13 protein-coding genes and 1 rRNA gene are annotated in these 14,108 nt (G+C 50.5%); 5 read left to right on the top strand and 9 right to left on the bottom strand.

Annotation, left to right across the window (positions count from 1 at the left end; genetic code table 11):
- Nucleotides 1–28: 28 nt before the first annotated feature.
- From QOL41_RS13360 to QOL41_RS13335, 6 genes are all read right to left on the bottom strand, one after another.
- On the bottom strand, nt 29–1,363 hold the full coding sequence (locus QOL41_RS13360; protein ID WP_283430158.1) for an ATP-dependent 6-phosphofructokinase: 1,335 nt from the start codon (nt 1,361–1,363) through the stop codon (nt 29–31).
- Nucleotides 1,364–1,545: 182 nt separating this feature from the next.
- Nucleotides 1,546–3,345 carry a sensor histidine kinase gene (locus tag QOL41_RS13355; RefSeq protein WP_283430157.1) on the bottom strand — a complete coding sequence of 600 codons (1,800 nt, stop codon included), beginning with the start codon at nt 3,343–3,345 and terminating at the stop codon, nt 1,546–1,548.
- 65 nt (nt 3,346–3,410) lie between these two features.
- The gene (locus tag QOL41_RS13350; RefSeq protein ID WP_088629015.1) at nt 3,411–4,136 is read right to left on the bottom strand and encodes a response regulator transcription factor; all 726 of its coding nucleotides are present in this window, start codon (nt 4,134–4,136) and stop codon (nt 3,411–3,413) included.
- Nucleotides 4,137–4,161: 25 nt separating this feature from the next.
- Nucleotides 4,162–4,962 (bottom strand): hypothetical protein, encoded by an 801-nt coding sequence (locus QOL41_RS13345; protein WP_173654198.1) that lies wholly within the window; start codon nt 4,960–4,962, stop codon nt 4,162–4,164.
- A gap of 82 nt (nt 4,963–5,044) precedes the next feature.
- Nucleotides 5,045–6,442 (bottom strand): COG3014 family protein, encoded by a 1,398-nt coding sequence (locus tag QOL41_RS13340; RefSeq protein ID WP_283430156.1) that lies wholly within the window; start codon nt 6,440–6,442, stop codon nt 5,045–5,047.
- 91 nt (nt 6,443–6,533) lie between these two features.
- Nucleotides 6,534–7,070, bottom strand: a complete 537-nt coding sequence (locus QOL41_RS13335; protein WP_283430155.1) for a PEGA domain-containing protein — start codon at nt 7,068–7,070, stop codon at nt 6,534–6,536.
- A 120-nt stretch (nt 7,071–7,190) separates the two neighbouring features.
- Here QOL41_RS13335 and QOL41_RS13330 point away from each other — a divergent pair, with 120 nt between their 5' ends.
- Entirely contained in the window at nt 7,191–8,882 is a 1,692-nt protein-coding gene (locus QOL41_RS13330; RefSeq protein ID WP_283430154.1) for an ABC-ATPase domain-containing protein, read from the top strand.
- Nucleotides 8,883–8,888: 6 nt separating this feature from the next.
- Here the strand turns inward: QOL41_RS13330 and QOL41_RS13325 are convergent, their stop codons facing one another.
- Nucleotides 8,889–10,181 (bottom strand): hypothetical protein, encoded by a 1,293-nt coding sequence (locus tag QOL41_RS13325; RefSeq protein WP_173654837.1) that lies wholly within the window; start codon nt 10,179–10,181, stop codon nt 8,889–8,891.
- Complete coding sequence (locus QOL41_RS13320; RefSeq protein ID WP_173654838.1) at nt 10,174–11,007, bottom strand: TIGR02147 family protein; 834 nt, start codon at nt 11,005–11,007, stop codon at nt 10,174–10,176. The genes QOL41_RS13325 and QOL41_RS13320 overlap by 8 nt, the downstream gene beginning before the upstream one ends.
- 203 nt (nt 11,008–11,210) lie before the next feature.
- On the opposite strand from QOL41_RS13320, the gene QOL41_RS13315 reads away from it, so the two are divergent.
- From QOL41_RS13315 to QOL41_RS13305, 3 genes are read left to right on the top strand one after another with little or no spacing between them, the layout of a single operon-like run.
- Entirely contained in the window at nt 11,211–11,768 is a 558-nt protein-coding gene (locus tag QOL41_RS13315) for a flavin reductase family protein (RefSeq protein ID WP_283430153.1), read from the top strand.
- Nucleotides 11,769–11,795: 27 nt separating this feature from the next.
- Nucleotides 11,796–12,431: a hypothetical protein gene (locus QOL41_RS13310; RefSeq protein ID WP_283430152.1), complete on the top strand. Its 636-nt coding sequence runs from the start codon at nt 11,796–11,798 to the stop codon at nt 12,429–12,431.
- A gap of 15 nt (nt 12,432–12,446) precedes the next feature.
- Nucleotides 12,447–13,286, top strand: a complete 840-nt coding sequence (locus tag QOL41_RS13305) for an MBL fold metallo-hydrolase (protein WP_283430151.1) — start codon at nt 12,447–12,449, stop codon at nt 13,284–13,286.
- Nucleotides 13,287–13,321: 35 nt separating this feature from the next.
- Here the strand turns inward: QOL41_RS13305 and QOL41_RS13300 are convergent, their stop codons facing one another.
- On the bottom strand, nt 13,322–13,666 hold the full coding sequence (locus QOL41_RS13300; RefSeq protein WP_283430150.1) for a hypothetical protein: 345 nt from the start codon (nt 13,664–13,666) through the stop codon (nt 13,322–13,324).
- Between the two features lie 351 nt (nt 13,667–14,017).
- Between QOL41_RS13300 and QOL41_RS13295 the strand changes: the two genes are divergently transcribed.
- Nucleotides 14,018–14,108 (top strand): 16S ribosomal RNA (locus tag QOL41_RS13295); the annotation flags it as partial.

Below are 14,108 nucleotides of genomic sequence, written 5' to 3'. Positions count from 1 at the left end.
TTTTTGTTTCCTCTTTTGAGTTTAAGGGTTACTTCCCCTTCCCCTTACCGGAGAAGTAATCCTGCTGGCGCGTGATACCGAGAACGGCGTGCCAGAGCGCACCGTTCGGGTTAATCTTCTTACGTTCGCTGACGGCGTATTCGATAGGCACGTGCGAGAAAGCGTTGTTCATGCTGCCCACGACCATGTCGGTCTTGCCGGCCATACCTGCATGTACGGCGGCTTCGGCGAGCTGAAAACAGAAAATAGCGTCGGTACCTTGAGCCGGAATGCTACGCACCATGTAGCTCGGGTCAAAGTACTTGATATTGATTTCTTTGCCGACCTTGTCGAAGTGTTCCTTGATCTTACGCGTCAGGAATTCGCCAATGTCGTTCTTCAAGATGTTTCCGCTAGCATCCCTGCGTTCGGGCTGGTCCTTGAACAGTTCCTGACCGGCACCTTCGGCAACGGTCACCACGGCATGCGTCTTACCGCTGCTGTAGCGGCTTTCCAGGGCCTTGAAGAGCCCGTCGAGCGTAAAGGGTACTTCGGGTACCAGGCAAATGTTCACGACCGTCGTGGCGAGCGCTGCGTAGGCGGCAATAAAGCCGGAATCGCGACCCATGAGCTTCACCAGGCCAAGGCCGTTAAAGGCGCCGTTAGCTTCGTTGTGGGCGCTGGTAATCACGTCGGTGGCGCTGAGCACGGCAGTTTCGAAACCGAAGGTGCGGTCAATCAGGTTCAAGTCGTTGTCGATTGTCTTCGGAATGCCAATCACCGAAATAGGCTGCTTGCGCTTCTTGATTTCTTGGGCAATGTCGTGGGCGCCTCGGAGCGTGCCGTCGCCGCCAATGCAGAACAGCACGTTAATGTTCAGGCGCATCAAGGTGTCGACCATGATCTTGGCGTCCTGGTTTCCGCGGGAGCTTCCGAGAATGGTACCGCCGTCTTCCTGGATGGCGTCCACCACGTCGGGGTTCAAGATCATCGGGGAATAACCGTAGGCCGGGTTCAAACCACGGTAGCCGTACGGAATACCAAAGATGTTGCGCACGCCGTAGTCAAACCACAGCACCTGCACAAGACCCTTGATTACGTTGTTCAAGCCCGGGCAAAGACCGCCGCAAGTCACAATACCTGCACGCGTCCAGGCGGGGTCGTGGAAAATCGTTTCGCGGGGGCCGGCTGCTTCGAGCGACGGAATTTCAAGCCCGCGCTTGCAAAAATCTTGAATGCGGCTAACGTCGGCCGTAAGGCTCACTCGGTCAGCTTCCGATACGAACGGGACTCCCTTCATGGGCGATTTTAAAGTCCCCTTTCCAACCGTCTCAATAGAGAGGTCGTATTTTTCCGGATTATTCAAGATGTCTTCTTGCGTCATGACATGCTCCTCGTATTACCTTTAGAATACATCTAAGCGACCTAAAAATACTAAAAAATGGACCGCCGCGATGAAACATTTTCTTTAGATAATTGTTACTTAAAACGCCCCGGACTTAAATCCGGGGCGAATTTTACAAAGGTTGTTAAATATTATTTGGATTTGTTCAAATTCCGTAATTACTAAATGTCGAGCGGCGGGAAGTGAATCTTGGTTCTGAGACCAGGGCCTGCATTTTCGATATCGATTTTCATGTTGGTGAGCGTACAGAGTTTTTTCACCATCGAAAGACCGATACCCGTTCCGCTTGTAGAACGCGTCATTTCGTTTTCGACACGGTAGAATTCCTGGAACACTTTTTTCATTTCAGATGCCGGAATGCCTGGGCCGTAGTCGCGCACGGCAAGGTACATGTCGCCGTTGTTCACGCGCAGCTCGATGCTAATCATCTTGTAGCTTGCGTTTTTCGAGAACTTAAGCGAGTTGTCCACCAGGTTCATCAGAATCTGCATCACGGCGTCGCGGTCGATCAGGAGTGCCACGTTATCGGCATCGGTGTCGGTAGACACAGTGAGCTCGAATCCTTGCTTTTCGATGTTCTTGCTGTAGGTCGCTACAAAGTCGTCAAGCACAGCCTTCGGGCGTTCCTTGCGCAACTGTACGTTCCAGCGGTTTCCATCGAGTTTGGACAAGTTAAGCACGTTCTGGATCAGGCGCGAAAGTCGGTCGGCTTCGCTTGCAATCTGGCCGTAGTAACGCTGTTTCTTTTCTTCGCTTGCCACCCAAGAATTCTGCAACAGTTCTGCATACATCTTGATGGCGGTCAGCGGCGTTTTAAGTTCATGCGTAATGGCAGACACAAAGTCCTGACGCTTGGCGGCAAGTGCCACCTTGCTCTGCGTAAAACGGTAAATCGTAATCAGGCATACCGCAATCACAATCAACAGAATCAAGCCGCTAAACAGAATGGTCAAGTCTGCAGATCCGCTGATTTCGCTGGAGTACATCTTGAAGACAATCTTGTCGTAGGGCGGCGGCAGCGGGCGCTTGGTCCTAAGCTCGTATTCGGCGTTGTTCTTGCCGATAGTCAAGAGCACTGTGTCTTCGTACACCAATTCAATCGCGTAAGGCAACTTGGCGTAGGCGAGCTGTTCTTCCTGAGTCATGTAGTTCAGGTAGATATTCTTGTCGACGACAAAGCCCTGCACAATCGGGAGCATGCCGATATAAATCGTACGGAAGAACACGATGTAGTCCGTCGTCATGCGAATCTTGAGGTCCGTAATGTTGACGTTCGTGTTGCTACCGGTGAAAATCGGAATGTCGGGCGTAACGGTCGTATCGTTCTTGGCCGTTTCAGCCATGTAGGTCAAAGCTTCTTCTTCAGAGGTGAGTTCCACGCGGGTGGGAATCTGCAGGTCTGGAATTTCGTCGTACAGTTGGTCAATCGCTTCGGTCGAGTCGACCGTCTGCACCGTGCGCTTGGGGAGTCCGTTTCGAATGTCGAGCTTTATGAGCAGGTACTGAATCAGGTCGCGGGTTTTTTTGCGCTGTTCCTGGTCGTCAAACGAGAAGTTGTCCCACATGGATTTACCGATGCCGGTACTCGTGTCGGGGTAGAAAGGCGTCAAAAGTTCGCCGCTATGCGAAATCTGGAAATGCCCGAGCAAACCCTTGCGACACTGGCGGAACAGCGAGTCGAAGTCGCAGTACGGTCCGCTAGAATCCGGGAACGAGAAGAATTCCGAGAAGAGTCGGCTGTTACCGCCAATCACGGTAATCGAGTTCAGAATGCCGTAGTCCTTATAGGAACGGCTGTTTTCCAGATTAAAGTCCGAAGAGAGTCTGAGTTTGAGACTTTCGTAGGCGGCGTCGATGCGTTCTTCAACTTTCTTTTCTTCGAGCGCCGTGGATTGCTCGTATGTCTTGACGAACAAGATGGTCAAGGGAATTGCGATGACCAAGAAAATGGAAATAAACACCAGGCGCTCCATGATGATTGCCTGGTGTTTTTTGAAGTACGTTAAAGCCGCAGCTAGTTTGACTTTTACTTGTCGCATTCAGGTGCAGAACGCATCTGGTAGCCTTCTCCACGGAAGGTGACCAAGAGTTTCGGGTGCGACGGATCGTCTTCGATTTTCTTGCGGAGCTTGGTAATGTGGATGTCCACGGTACGGGTGTCCACAGAATCAGCATTTTCGTAACCCCAGACCTTGCGGAGCAGTTCGGAACGGGGAACGGCGTGGTCGCGGTTGCGCCACAGGTATTCAAGAATTTCGATTTCCTTACGGGTAAAGGCGAGTTCTTCGGTGCCGCGGGTGCCGGTGTATTCGCGGAAGTTCACGCGCAGGCTGCCAGCAACGAGCTTGCCTTCGTTTTCCATGGTCTGACGGCTGCGACGGAGCACGGCATCGATACGGGCCAAGAGCATCGGAACGGAGAACGGCTTCGGAATGTAGTCGTCGGCGCCGTACTTGAGACCGTTGATGATGTCGTCGTCTGCGTTCTTTGCAGAAAGAATGATAATCGGGAGGCTCTTGTCCTGTTCGCGAATCTTGTCGCAAACGGTAAAGCCGTCCATGCCCGGGAGCATCAAGTCCAAAAGAACGAGGTTGTACTGCTTGGTGAGGGCTTCGGCAAGACCGCTTTCGCCGTCGGCGCAGTGCTTGACATTGTAACCATTCAACTTGCAGAGGTCGATCAGGCCTTCAGCAATGGCGATTTCATCTTCGATGATAAGAATCTTTGTGGTGCTAGTATTTTCAGTCGTCATTTATTTTACCTAGGATTTTTTTTGATTAAAGAGCAAAGCCGATACCGAGTTCAGCAGTCATGTTGCCGGCATCGATTTCTTCCGGATAGTCGCCGCCAATGTAGTACTTGAAGTTTGCGTATGCGGCAATCGGGATAACCGGGAGCTTGGCGCGGGCACCAATAAGAATGTGGCCACCAACGCTCTTTTCCAAGCCTTCCTTAACAGCCTTGTCCTGAATCTGCTTCTTCATATCCTGGCCCTTCTTGTTGAGAGCTTCGGACTTGGCCTTGTCGTCCATGGTCTGGTCGAGTACGATTTCGGCTACTTCGTCGAGGGTGCTCTCTTCGACAAAGCTAGAGGCGAACTCCTGGTTCAGGACGAAGCTGTTCATGTGGACCGAAAGACCGCCACCAATGTAGGGGCGAATGATCGGCAAGAACGTAATGGGGTAAGTGACAGAGAAGTCAAGCGTCATGGCAACAAACTTGGGATTTGCCTTGCCAAACGGAGTACCGCCCAATTCGATTTCCATGGGAATTTCGGTCTTAGTGTCGTTGAGCGGGTCTTCAACCCAGAGAGAAGCGTCGTAGGAGCCGAACTGGATGTTCATGGTCGCTTCGATGTCGACGATGGGGAGCAGGTCAACCCATGCCTTGAAACCGAAACCTTGCATAACGCCGTCAAAGCCTTCGTGGCTCAGTTCAATCTTGTTGGCGATGCTTGCCGGTTCGGCGGACTTCATCGAGGTGCCGAGGCCGGGTGCATAATGGAAACCGACGCCCACGATAGCGAAGGATTGGGTGGCGAGCAGTGCGCCAGCAGCGACTAATGCTTTTAAGTTCATGAGTAGTGCTCCTTAAAGTTTGCCTTTGAAACTACATTATTATTTCAAAAAGCGGATACTATTTTTTCATAAAATACTAAAATCACTCAATAGATGGAACGAGAACAATTTTTTTCTGCCCCTTAGCGACTTTAACTTTGCCCAATTTGTATTCTCCGACCACTCTTCCTTGGCTGTCCAGGGCCGAAATGACCAGTTCGTGGGTGCCAGCGTCGACCGGAATGCGGGTCACGTTGATTGAATTGGGCATAAAGAGACCGACTCGAAGGTCTGCCTGTTCCAGCTGGGTTTGACCCACGTCTACGGCAATGTTTTTCACCAAGTCAAAGATTCCGTTGCCCGTGTTGGTTGCCTTTTTGGCCTGCTGGGCGGCAATGGTGCGAATCACGACGCGGGTGGCGGTACGAATCATGGTCGATGCGTTTTCGTCTTTCATGTTCTTATCGAGTTCGGCATCGATGTTGGCCACCTTTTCGATCTGGGTGTGCTTGCTGCCATCGAGGCTTACGGTGAACATGTTCGTGTGCTGGGGCAATTTCTTCTTTTGCGGGAGCGCGAACCCGATATGGAAGGTGTTGCTGCCGGCGCCTGCCACCGGGGGAGCAACGAGCGTGAAGGATTCAATTTTGCCGGTTTCGCCGTCTTTGTAGGTCAGGTTGATGGCGCCTGCGCTTACGAAGGTACCCGACAGGTACATTTCGCCGAGAATGGGGCTGTGGCCTGCATAGCCCACCACAATGATTTCCTGGCCTTTTTCGCGGGATTGCGTGGCCTTAGGGGTTTGGGCAAGCATCGGGGTCTTTAAGGCCTTCAGGTCGTCTGCACGGTCCATTTTGCGGAGGCTTTCGTTAATGTATTCCCAGACTTCCTTGGGCATTTTCACGTTGCCTTCTTCGAATGCCTTGGCGGCTTTTAGGTAGGCGATGGCGGCGTCATCTTCTTCGCCGGACATTTCGTAAACGAGTGCGCTCAGGTAGCGCAGCCAGCCGTTGTCGTTCACCTTGTCCTTGTCTTTCTGGTAAAGGGCTTCGGATGCGATTTGCGCCCTGCGGACTTCGACCAGTGCCCCGTCCAAATCCCCGACGGCGAGATAGTTCAAAATCTGGTACTGATACATCAGCAGCAATTCAAAGGGGCGGGCCCTGTAGGGGCGCATGTTGTCGTTGGTGGCAAGGGCCGCGGCTTCGTTAGTCACGGACTTGGTGTACAAGTCTTCGTAAATCTGTTCGGCCTGTTCAAAGTGCTTGATACTTTCCTTGTTCTTGCCGGCATAGTGGTAAAGCATGCCTTCGTCGAAGTGGTAAAGGAAGGCGCTCTTTTCACCGTAAATGTCGTCCTTTTCTTTTTCGATTTTCTTGATGGTGCCTTCGAAGCCCTCTTCTTTGAGCACGGGGGCGAGAGTCTCGTAGCGGGTAAGAGACTTGTTGGCGCAGGAGCAAAGTAGCAGTGCAGATAAGGCAAGCAATATGAGGCGTTTCATGAGTGTTCCCTTCTTAAGTATGTTTTAAATATAAATAAAAAGGCCTCCGACTTATGTCGGAGGCTTATGGTATAAACCACTGAGAGAGAAATTACTTTTTCTTCTTCTTGCCAGAAGCGTCGAGGGTCACTTCGACCGTTTCTTCGCCCTTCACGGTCACGAGAGCTTCAGCAGACTTGCGGTTGGAGCATTCTGCGCGAATCACGTGGTCACCGGCATCGAGGTTGTTGATGGTGAGAGCTGCGCCGTCGGTCTTGTCGGCATTGTCGCCGTCAATGTAGATAAGGCACTTGCCCGGAATGGTGGTCACCTTGATAGCACCCTTAGGAATCTTGGTGCCGAAGTCGAACACGTTGCGCTTATCGTTACCCGGCCAAATGTTCACGCGCTGGTTCACCAGTTCGTAACCCTGGTCGATCACCACGAGGGTCTGGCGGCCAGACTTCACGTTCATGTTTTCGATCGGGCTCTTGCCGAGAGGTTCGCCACCGAGGAACACATCACTGTTAGGCGGGTTGGTAATGATGGTAATAGTTGCAGCCTTACCGCGCGGAGGTGGATCGTCGTCAGCGACGGCGGCGGTAAAGAGGAATGCGACCAAAAGCGCAAAAACGTAAAGCTTTTTCATGGATTTCTCCTGTTTGTTTGTTCTAAAAATATAAAGTTTTTATGGAATTTAATTTTTTTTTGTGCAAAAGTTTGGAAACGCGTGCTAAAAAAGCGCCCTTAAAAAACTACTTTTCAACGCATGAAAGCCCTTTACCAGAAAATTCGCACTTTAAATGGCAAAAATTATGGTCTCTACAAGTCTCTTGCAGACAAACCATGGGATTTTGGCGACTTTGCGTTGGAATTCCTGCATGTGCAAGGCGACCCGTATGCGCCGGCTTCTAGAGTCGTAATCAAGGCGAATCTTTCGATGCTCGGTTACGCGGGCGAATGGGGTGGCTCTTTTGAACGCCGCTTGGCGTTAAGCGATTTCTTGCACCGCAAACTTTCGCGACTGGTTAAAGAAAAGTATCCCGATAAGGATGCCGCCATTGTATTCGATACGGCTGGACCCGAGATGCTGGTGCGAAATTCCCTGTGGATTGATAACGGCGAGCTCCGGGCCTGCCTGCAGGTAAGGCTCCCAGGCGAAGGCCGCAAGATTCAGGCCGAAGTCGCTGCCGAAATTTTGACGATGGTGTTGCCGGACCTGGTGTCGGCAGGGCTTTATTACAGCAAGTCCGACGAGGCCGCGTTGCAGGAACATTTCCGCGTGCTCGCCGAACGCAAGGAGATTTTGGCCCAGCTCGAAAGTCGCGGGCTGTGTGCATTCGTGCCCGATGGCGCAGTGCTTCCGCGAGCCTCTGGCTTGAGCGAATTGCCGCTGGAAGGTGCGGTGCCGTTTACCGCTCCCGAACAGATGGCGGTGACTTTGAATGTGTGCGGTCGCGAAATTCGCGGCATGGGAATCCCGAAGGGAATCACCGTGATTACGGGTGGCGCCTTCCATGGAAAGTCGACTTTGCTGCAGGCCTTGACCCGCGCGGTCTACCCGCATATTCCGGGCGACGGCCGCGAAGGAATCGTGATTGACGAATCGGCACTCCGCGTGGGCGTCGAAGACGGCCGCAGCGTGCGCGGCACAGACTTGTCGCAGTTCGTGCGCGACTTGCCGGGCGGCGTTTCGACTAAGAATTTCAATACGCTTTCGGCGTCGGGCTCAACAAGCGAAGCTGCAAACTTGCTCGAGGCTATGGAAGCGGGGGCCAGCACCTTCTTGATCGACGAGGATTCTTCGGCGGTGAACTTCTTGATTCGCGACATTCGCGTGCGCAAGCTCTTGGGCGATGACCGCGAACCGCTAATTCCCTTGACCGACCGCATCCGCGAAATCTCGGCTCAGGGCTACAGCTTTATTCTGGTGGCAGGCGCTTGCGGCGACTATCTCGACCTTGCCGACAACATCGTGATCATGGCAAACTACAAGGCTGAATGTGCAAAGTCTTCGCAGTCGCCGGAATCGCAACAGTCTACAGCCGCGGCCTCAAGCGCGCGCCCGTTTGTAGCCTACATGCAACCTTTGCAAAAATCGGTGCGCCCCACCTCTGCGGTCGAGCGCCAAGTCAAGGTAAAACTTTCCGGCGATACTTTGTTGCAAATCGGGTTCCTAGTGTCCGACACATCGCGCCTCAATACGCTTGTCGACAAGCAGCAGCGCCTGGGGGCGGGCTTTGTGCTTTTGAACTTGTTGCAGAACGCCGCCAGCAATTCGGAATCGTCCGATACCTCTGCTGCCGGTGATTCTGTCGCCGCGACTATCCAGAAGCTTCACGAAAAAATCCAGAACGTAGGCTTCCGTAACCTGCCGCAGGGCATGAGCCGCGAAATGAGCCTCCCGCGTGTCGTCGACATCGCCTGCGTGGCGTTCAGACTGAGGGAAGGCTCTAGGTAGGTTTCGCTAATTAGCGAACGTCCTTGGAGTGAATTCTGGAAGAATATCGAAATTGTTTCTGCTCATGGATTCCTGTTCGCTGACGATGGTTGCGAATGGGATTTCCGTGAAGTTCTTTACGGCGCATCCAAATGCCTTCTCGATATATTCATAGTAAGAACCGTTTGTCGCTTCGCATTCCGCTTGGAAAACTTCCTTGGCGGAACCGGTACCGTCATTGACCAAATACACGATTGCGTTGTTAGATACAAGAACTGTCGTGTGTGTGGAACGCCAATCTCCGTACTTTGAAATATAACGCGTTACGCCGGATTCTTCTTGATAGATGTTTCCGGTACAGGTGTTGTCATCTTCGTTAAGGATGAACTTCTTGCCTGCTGTCATAAAACGGTATTCGGCATCGTAGTTGAGGAATAAGGTCATGCCGTCGATTTCATCTATTCTGTATTTTTCAGGGAACGCCGCAGCAAGACTATCTAGAACTGCGCGTTCTTCATCGGTAACATCTAGTTTATCTGTATTAGGTTCAAGGATGAATACCCTGCCGGAATTTGCCTTGGTGCTGCTATCGGGTTCCGATTTGGGAATGTCGTATTCTGTCGTGTCTACACCGTCTGCGATGGTGCCGCAGATGTCGTTGGATTCCTTGGTGAAACTTTCAAGAAGCGTGTCGAAGTTGATTGTGGAATCCGGCCCTGCTGTGATGCATTCGCCTCTTGCATTGCATGTCCTAACGGAATCAGTTTTGGAAGCGTAGCAGAAAGCCTTTAAGTCTCCGTTCCCGCTACATACTGCATCTGGTGCGACATCTACCAAGCCGGAATTGCACGATTCCTGGAAAGCCTTGTAGATATCGTTGCAGGCACTTCCGAAGTTGTATAACCCGATTGTCCGTTCCATGGTTTCACCGTCGGCAATGCTGATTCTCGCCAGGTATTTCTTCGTGCTGGCGTACTTGCCTGCGGAACAACTTGCTTCCGCTCCATTTTCATTACCGTAAACAACGACCTCGCCTTGGGAGATTGCTTTTTTTGCTGTGGGCGTAGTGGTGAAAATGATATCCTGTTTTCCAATGGTTTCGTTGTTCGAGGAACTGCTATTTATTTCTTCGCCTGCTGAACTAGTAATTGCGTTGTCCGAGGAACTTGTTGTCACCTCGTCCGAAGAACTGCTGATTTCGGCAGTCGCATTCGGAATAGTCGTGGAGCCAGCCGTGGTAGGGCTGTCCGAGGAGCAGGCTGCAAGCGTAATAAGGGCAATTGCTCCCGCCATGTAGAAATTCTGTTTAATGTTAAGCATGGCTTTCTCCTTCAATCTTATTTGTGAAAGGGAAAAGTTGAAAATTCAATCCGTAGACTTGATTTGGGTTGTCGCTTTCGTTTGCAATGGCGGCAATCTTCTTGGCGCAAATGTTGATTTCGTCGATAATTCGTGAATAGGTTTCTTCGTTAACACCGATAGTCATTCCTGTAAAGTAGCGCTCGCTTGCGTTGTATCGGTCTACTGCACGCACGGCCATGCTGCCCATTTCCTTGTGCATTTCGCGAATGGCGATCGGGAGGGCTTCTGGCGAACCGACGACTGCTTTTTCAGTTTGCGAATAGACTTTATCGCCGTCTTTCTTGAGGAATCCTGCTTTCACTAAGAAAGCGAGAATGTCGCGGACCTCTTCAGCCGAAACATACTCTTTGCATTCGTCGGCGATTTTTCGTGGCTGAGCGTCGGGCATCATTGGGGCAAGTTCGCGAATGACGGGGTATTTCCAGGATTCGTAGTACTGGAATGCATCGCTGTCGATAACGCGAACCTTGTGCTCTTGGGCAATCCTTGACATTTCCAAGAAAGCTGTTTTTTTGACGCTATCCTTTATGGCATTTCCGAAAATAACGAGTTGTTCAAAGTATTCGGCTTCGTGACCAATCAACCCCATGGCTTTGGCAACTTGGGCTGTTTTGACCTTGCTCAGTTTGCTTTTGCCCATGCAAACCAGTTTCAGGTAGTTTGAAGACGAAAAACCGGCATTCTTGCTGAATTCACGCCATGAAAACGCTCCGCTTTTTTTGCGGGAGTCGTAGTAATCCTGCATAAATGCGTGGTAATTTCTGTATTCGAGGACCGACTTCATATTTATAAAACTAGATTCTGCAATTACAAAAGTCAATGTTCTTATAACACAAAAATCGCTGAATTTTACGAAAATCGCCGAATTTTAGCCGGTTAGTTCAAGTTTTTAATTCTAAATAACACGCTTTGTGTTATAGAGAAAATTAGCGATGAAATCGGAAAATTTTTATATCTTGTAAATCAAGAACTTAAAAGGAGCAAACAATGCGCAAAGATCTCGGTGTTAAAGCTTACTTGTACCCGCAGCCTACATTGGTGATTGCGACGTATAACGAAGACGGTTCTACGAATGCCATGGTAGCCGCTTGGGGCTCTATCAGCGACACGAACCAGGTCGCCATTTACGTGGCTCACAGCCATAAGACCATGCCGAATATTCTTGCGCGCAAGGCTTTTACCGTCAGCATGGCGACGGCCAAGAACATCAAGGCGATTGATTACCTGGGCGTGACCTCAGGCAACAAGGTCGCCGACAAGTTTGCTCATTCCGGCTTGACCTCTGTCAAGAGCGCTCATGTGGATGCTCCGCTGATTGCTGAACTCCCGCTCGCATTGGAATGCAAGTTCGTAAGCTACAATGAAGATTCGGAACTTTTGCTCGGCGAAATCGTGAATGTGTCTGTCGACGATTCCGTACTCGATGAATCCGGCAAACTTTCTGTAGAAAAGCTCGCTCCCGTGTGCTACGACTCTGCGGGTCATGGCTATTATGTCATGGAGCGCCGTGTGGGTAACGCCTTTAGCGACGGAAAATTGCTTTAAAAAGTATTTGGGCAAAAAGGAGGCTCTATGAAATTCTATTTGTGTGGTGCAATTCTTGCGATTGCATTGCTCGCCGCATGCAGTGACGATAATTCTAGTTCGCCGGCACCGGAAAGTTCGTCTGCTCAGGAACTCAGCAGTTCCGAAGTCGCATCTAGTAGCTCAGAAGAAGCTGTTTTGAGTAGCTCCGAAACTGTTCTAGAATCGAGTAGCGCAGAAACTGCGCCAGAGTCAAGTGCCGAAATTGAATCTAGCGAATCTTCTACCGATACCGTATGGAATAGGGCCGCTCTTACATGGTATACTTCTTGGCCGGAACCCGGCAGCGAAGAATGTGAAGACTATAATGGCTGCACTTGGGCGGGCTGGTTTGCGGGCCTCGAAGATCAGCAGACCGAAGAATGGGTTAGCGAACATAACATTATCGCCATCCATGAAAAAGATTGGGATACGTACAAACTAAAGACCTTTAGGCTTCGCAAGGGCGGCTACACGATTGATGCCGTTGTTTACGACAAGTGCGCCGATAGCGATTGCGATGGCTGCTGCACTAAAAATGCTGGCAAAATCGGATTCTTAATCGATATTGAAAGCTACACTCGTGCTCGTTTCAATAACTACGGTTCCGGTATCGTAGAATGGACTTGCCTTGACTGCAAATAATCCGGCTTTTGTAATATGAAGATTCAGGTCCTGATAGATAATATCGCTAGTTGCTGTGGCTCCCGCAAGCTCTTTGGCGAATGGGGCTTGTCGGTGTATGTGGAATTCGAGGGCAAGCGTTACCTGCTCGATACGGGAGCGTCGCATTTGTTCGCGAAAAACGCGGGCGTGATGGGCGTGGACCTTTCGAAGGTTGATGTGGGCATTTTGAGTCATGCGCATTTTGACCATAGCGATGGCATGGCCAAGTTCTTTCATGCGAACAAGATTGCGCCTTTTTACTTGCGCAAGGGCGCGGGCGAAAACTGCTATCATACACACAAATTGCTGGGCCGATTTACTTACCACGAATACATCGGAATTCACAAGGGCTTTTTAAAGCGCTTTGCAGACCGCATCCGCTTTGCCGAAGGCGACATGCAGATAGCGCCGAATGTGTATCTGGTGCCGCACAAGACTCCGGGCCTCTCTGCGATTGGCGAACGTGCGCATCTTTCGGTCAAAGAAAACGGCAAGTACCACTATGATAGTTTTGATCACGAACAAAGTCTCGTATTCGATACGCCTAAGGGCTTGTTTGTCATGAACAGTTGCAGCCACGGCGGCGCAGACAACATCGTAAAAGAAATCGAGGCTACGTTCCCCGGCAAAAAGATTTATGCGATTCTCGGCGGATTCCATTTGTTCCGCTATAAAGACGAAGTGGTACGCGCCTTTGCCGAACGCCTGCGCGAACTAGATGTCCAAAAGATTTATACCGGGCACTGCACCGGAAATCGCGCGTTTGAAATTCTGCACGAAGTTTTGGGCGACCGCGCCGAACAAATGCGCTGCGGTATGACTATAGAGCTTTAGCTCAATAAGGGAATTTGTTTGCAATTTGTCTGCGGCTAGTGTGTTCCGTAATGGGTGTAGTCGCAGTTAACGGATTCTGCGGAGCCTGTAGCGGATTTGATTATAGATGCTGCTAAGCATAATCCTATTTGTGCAACAGAAACTTGACGATTGCTGAGATTTAATTGAGATCCCTTATTTATGGCAGAAATTTCGCTGTCCTTGTGTTCTTCGCGGGATTCCTGGGCTTCTGCGTCTGCTTTTGAGCCTTTATAAAGCAAGAATTCCTTGTTAATGACGGGAATTTTCTCGTTTTGACTCTTTTTTAGAGCCATCTGCGCTTGGCAAAAAGCTGCGGCCGTCAAAATTGTTGCTATAAAGACTTGAATTTTCCTAACCATAAACAGTTTTCCTCTCCCTCCGAAATATAAAAAATGATTTTTGCTTGTGGCAAAAGTTGATAATGTGTTGATAGAATGGCGGGCAATCGGGCGGAATACCGTTATTTCAAAAAAATCGAAAAAAAAGTGAAATTTTTTGCCTTAACCCCTTGACGGACACGGCGTAAAGTTCTATAATTGGCCTCACCCGCGAACGAGAGGGCTGAAGAGCTCAAACGAACGCGAAACGGAGGCCCGCGAGGCCGCCGGGAAGATTGAAGGAATCGGAGATGTGCTTAGTGACGGGTCCAAGAAATTTCTTGGAATAGTCAATGATACGAACGTGATTAACGGGACCAAGACTTTAGAAAATTAATGAAGAGTTTGATCCTGGCTCAGAACGAACGCTGGTGGCGTGTCTTATACATGCAAGTCGAGCGGTGTAGCAATACATAGCGGCGAA

The organism is Fibrobacter sp. UWB10, from assembly GCF_900182935.1.
Lineage (GTDB): Bacteria > Fibrobacterota > Fibrobacteria > Fibrobacterales > Fibrobacteraceae > Fibrobacter > Fibrobacter succinogenes_O.
Note: the sequence above shows the minus strand (reverse complement) of the source record. Positions and strands in the feature narration are given on the sequence as shown.

What these genes read in the sequence shown, in the direction of transcription:
- QOL41_RS13325 (WP_173654837.1), bottom strand. Translation starts at nt 10,181, where the DNA reads ATGCTTAACATTAAACAGAATTTCTACATGGCGGGAGCAATTGCCCTT.
- QOL41_RS13305 (WP_283430151.1), top strand. Translation starts at nt 12,447, where the DNA reads ATGAAGATTCAGGTCCTGATAGATAATATCGCTAGTTGCTGTGGCTCC.
- QOL41_RS13340 (WP_283430156.1), bottom strand. Translation starts at nt 6,442, where the DNA reads ATGAAACGCCTCATATTGCTTGCCTTATCTGCACTGCTACTTTGCTCC.
- QOL41_RS13360 (WP_283430158.1), bottom strand. Translation starts at nt 1,363, where the DNA reads ATGACGCAAGAAGACATCTTGAATAATCCGGAAAAATACGACCTCTCT.
- QOL41_RS13345 (WP_173654198.1), bottom strand. Translation starts at nt 4,962, where the DNA reads ATGAACTTAAAAGCATTAGTCGCTGCTGGCGCACTGCTCGCCACCCAA.
- QOL41_RS13320 (WP_173654838.1), bottom strand. Translation starts at nt 11,007, where the DNA reads ATGAAGTCGGTCCTCGAATACAGAAATTACCACGCATTTATGCAGGAT.
- QOL41_RS13330 (WP_283430154.1), top strand. Translation starts at nt 7,191, where the DNA reads ATGAAAGCCCTTTACCAGAAAATTCGCACTTTAAATGGCAAAAATTAT.
- QOL41_RS13300 (WP_283430150.1), bottom strand. Translation starts at nt 13,666, where the DNA reads ATGGTTAGGAAAATTCAAGTCTTTATAGCAACAATTTTGACGGCCGCA.
- QOL41_RS13315 (WP_283430153.1), top strand. Translation starts at nt 11,211, where the DNA reads ATGCGCAAAGATCTCGGTGTTAAAGCTTACTTGTACCCGCAGCCTACA.
- QOL41_RS13310 (WP_283430152.1), top strand. Translation starts at nt 11,796, where the DNA reads ATGAAATTCTATTTGTGTGGTGCAATTCTTGCGATTGCATTGCTCGCC.
- QOL41_RS13335 (WP_283430155.1), bottom strand. Translation starts at nt 7,070, where the DNA reads ATGAAAAAGCTTTACGTTTTTGCGCTTTTGGTCGCATTCCTCTTTACC.
- QOL41_RS13350 (WP_088629015.1), bottom strand. Translation starts at nt 4,136, where the DNA reads ATGACGACTGAAAATACTAGCACCACAAAGATTCTTATCATCGAAGAT.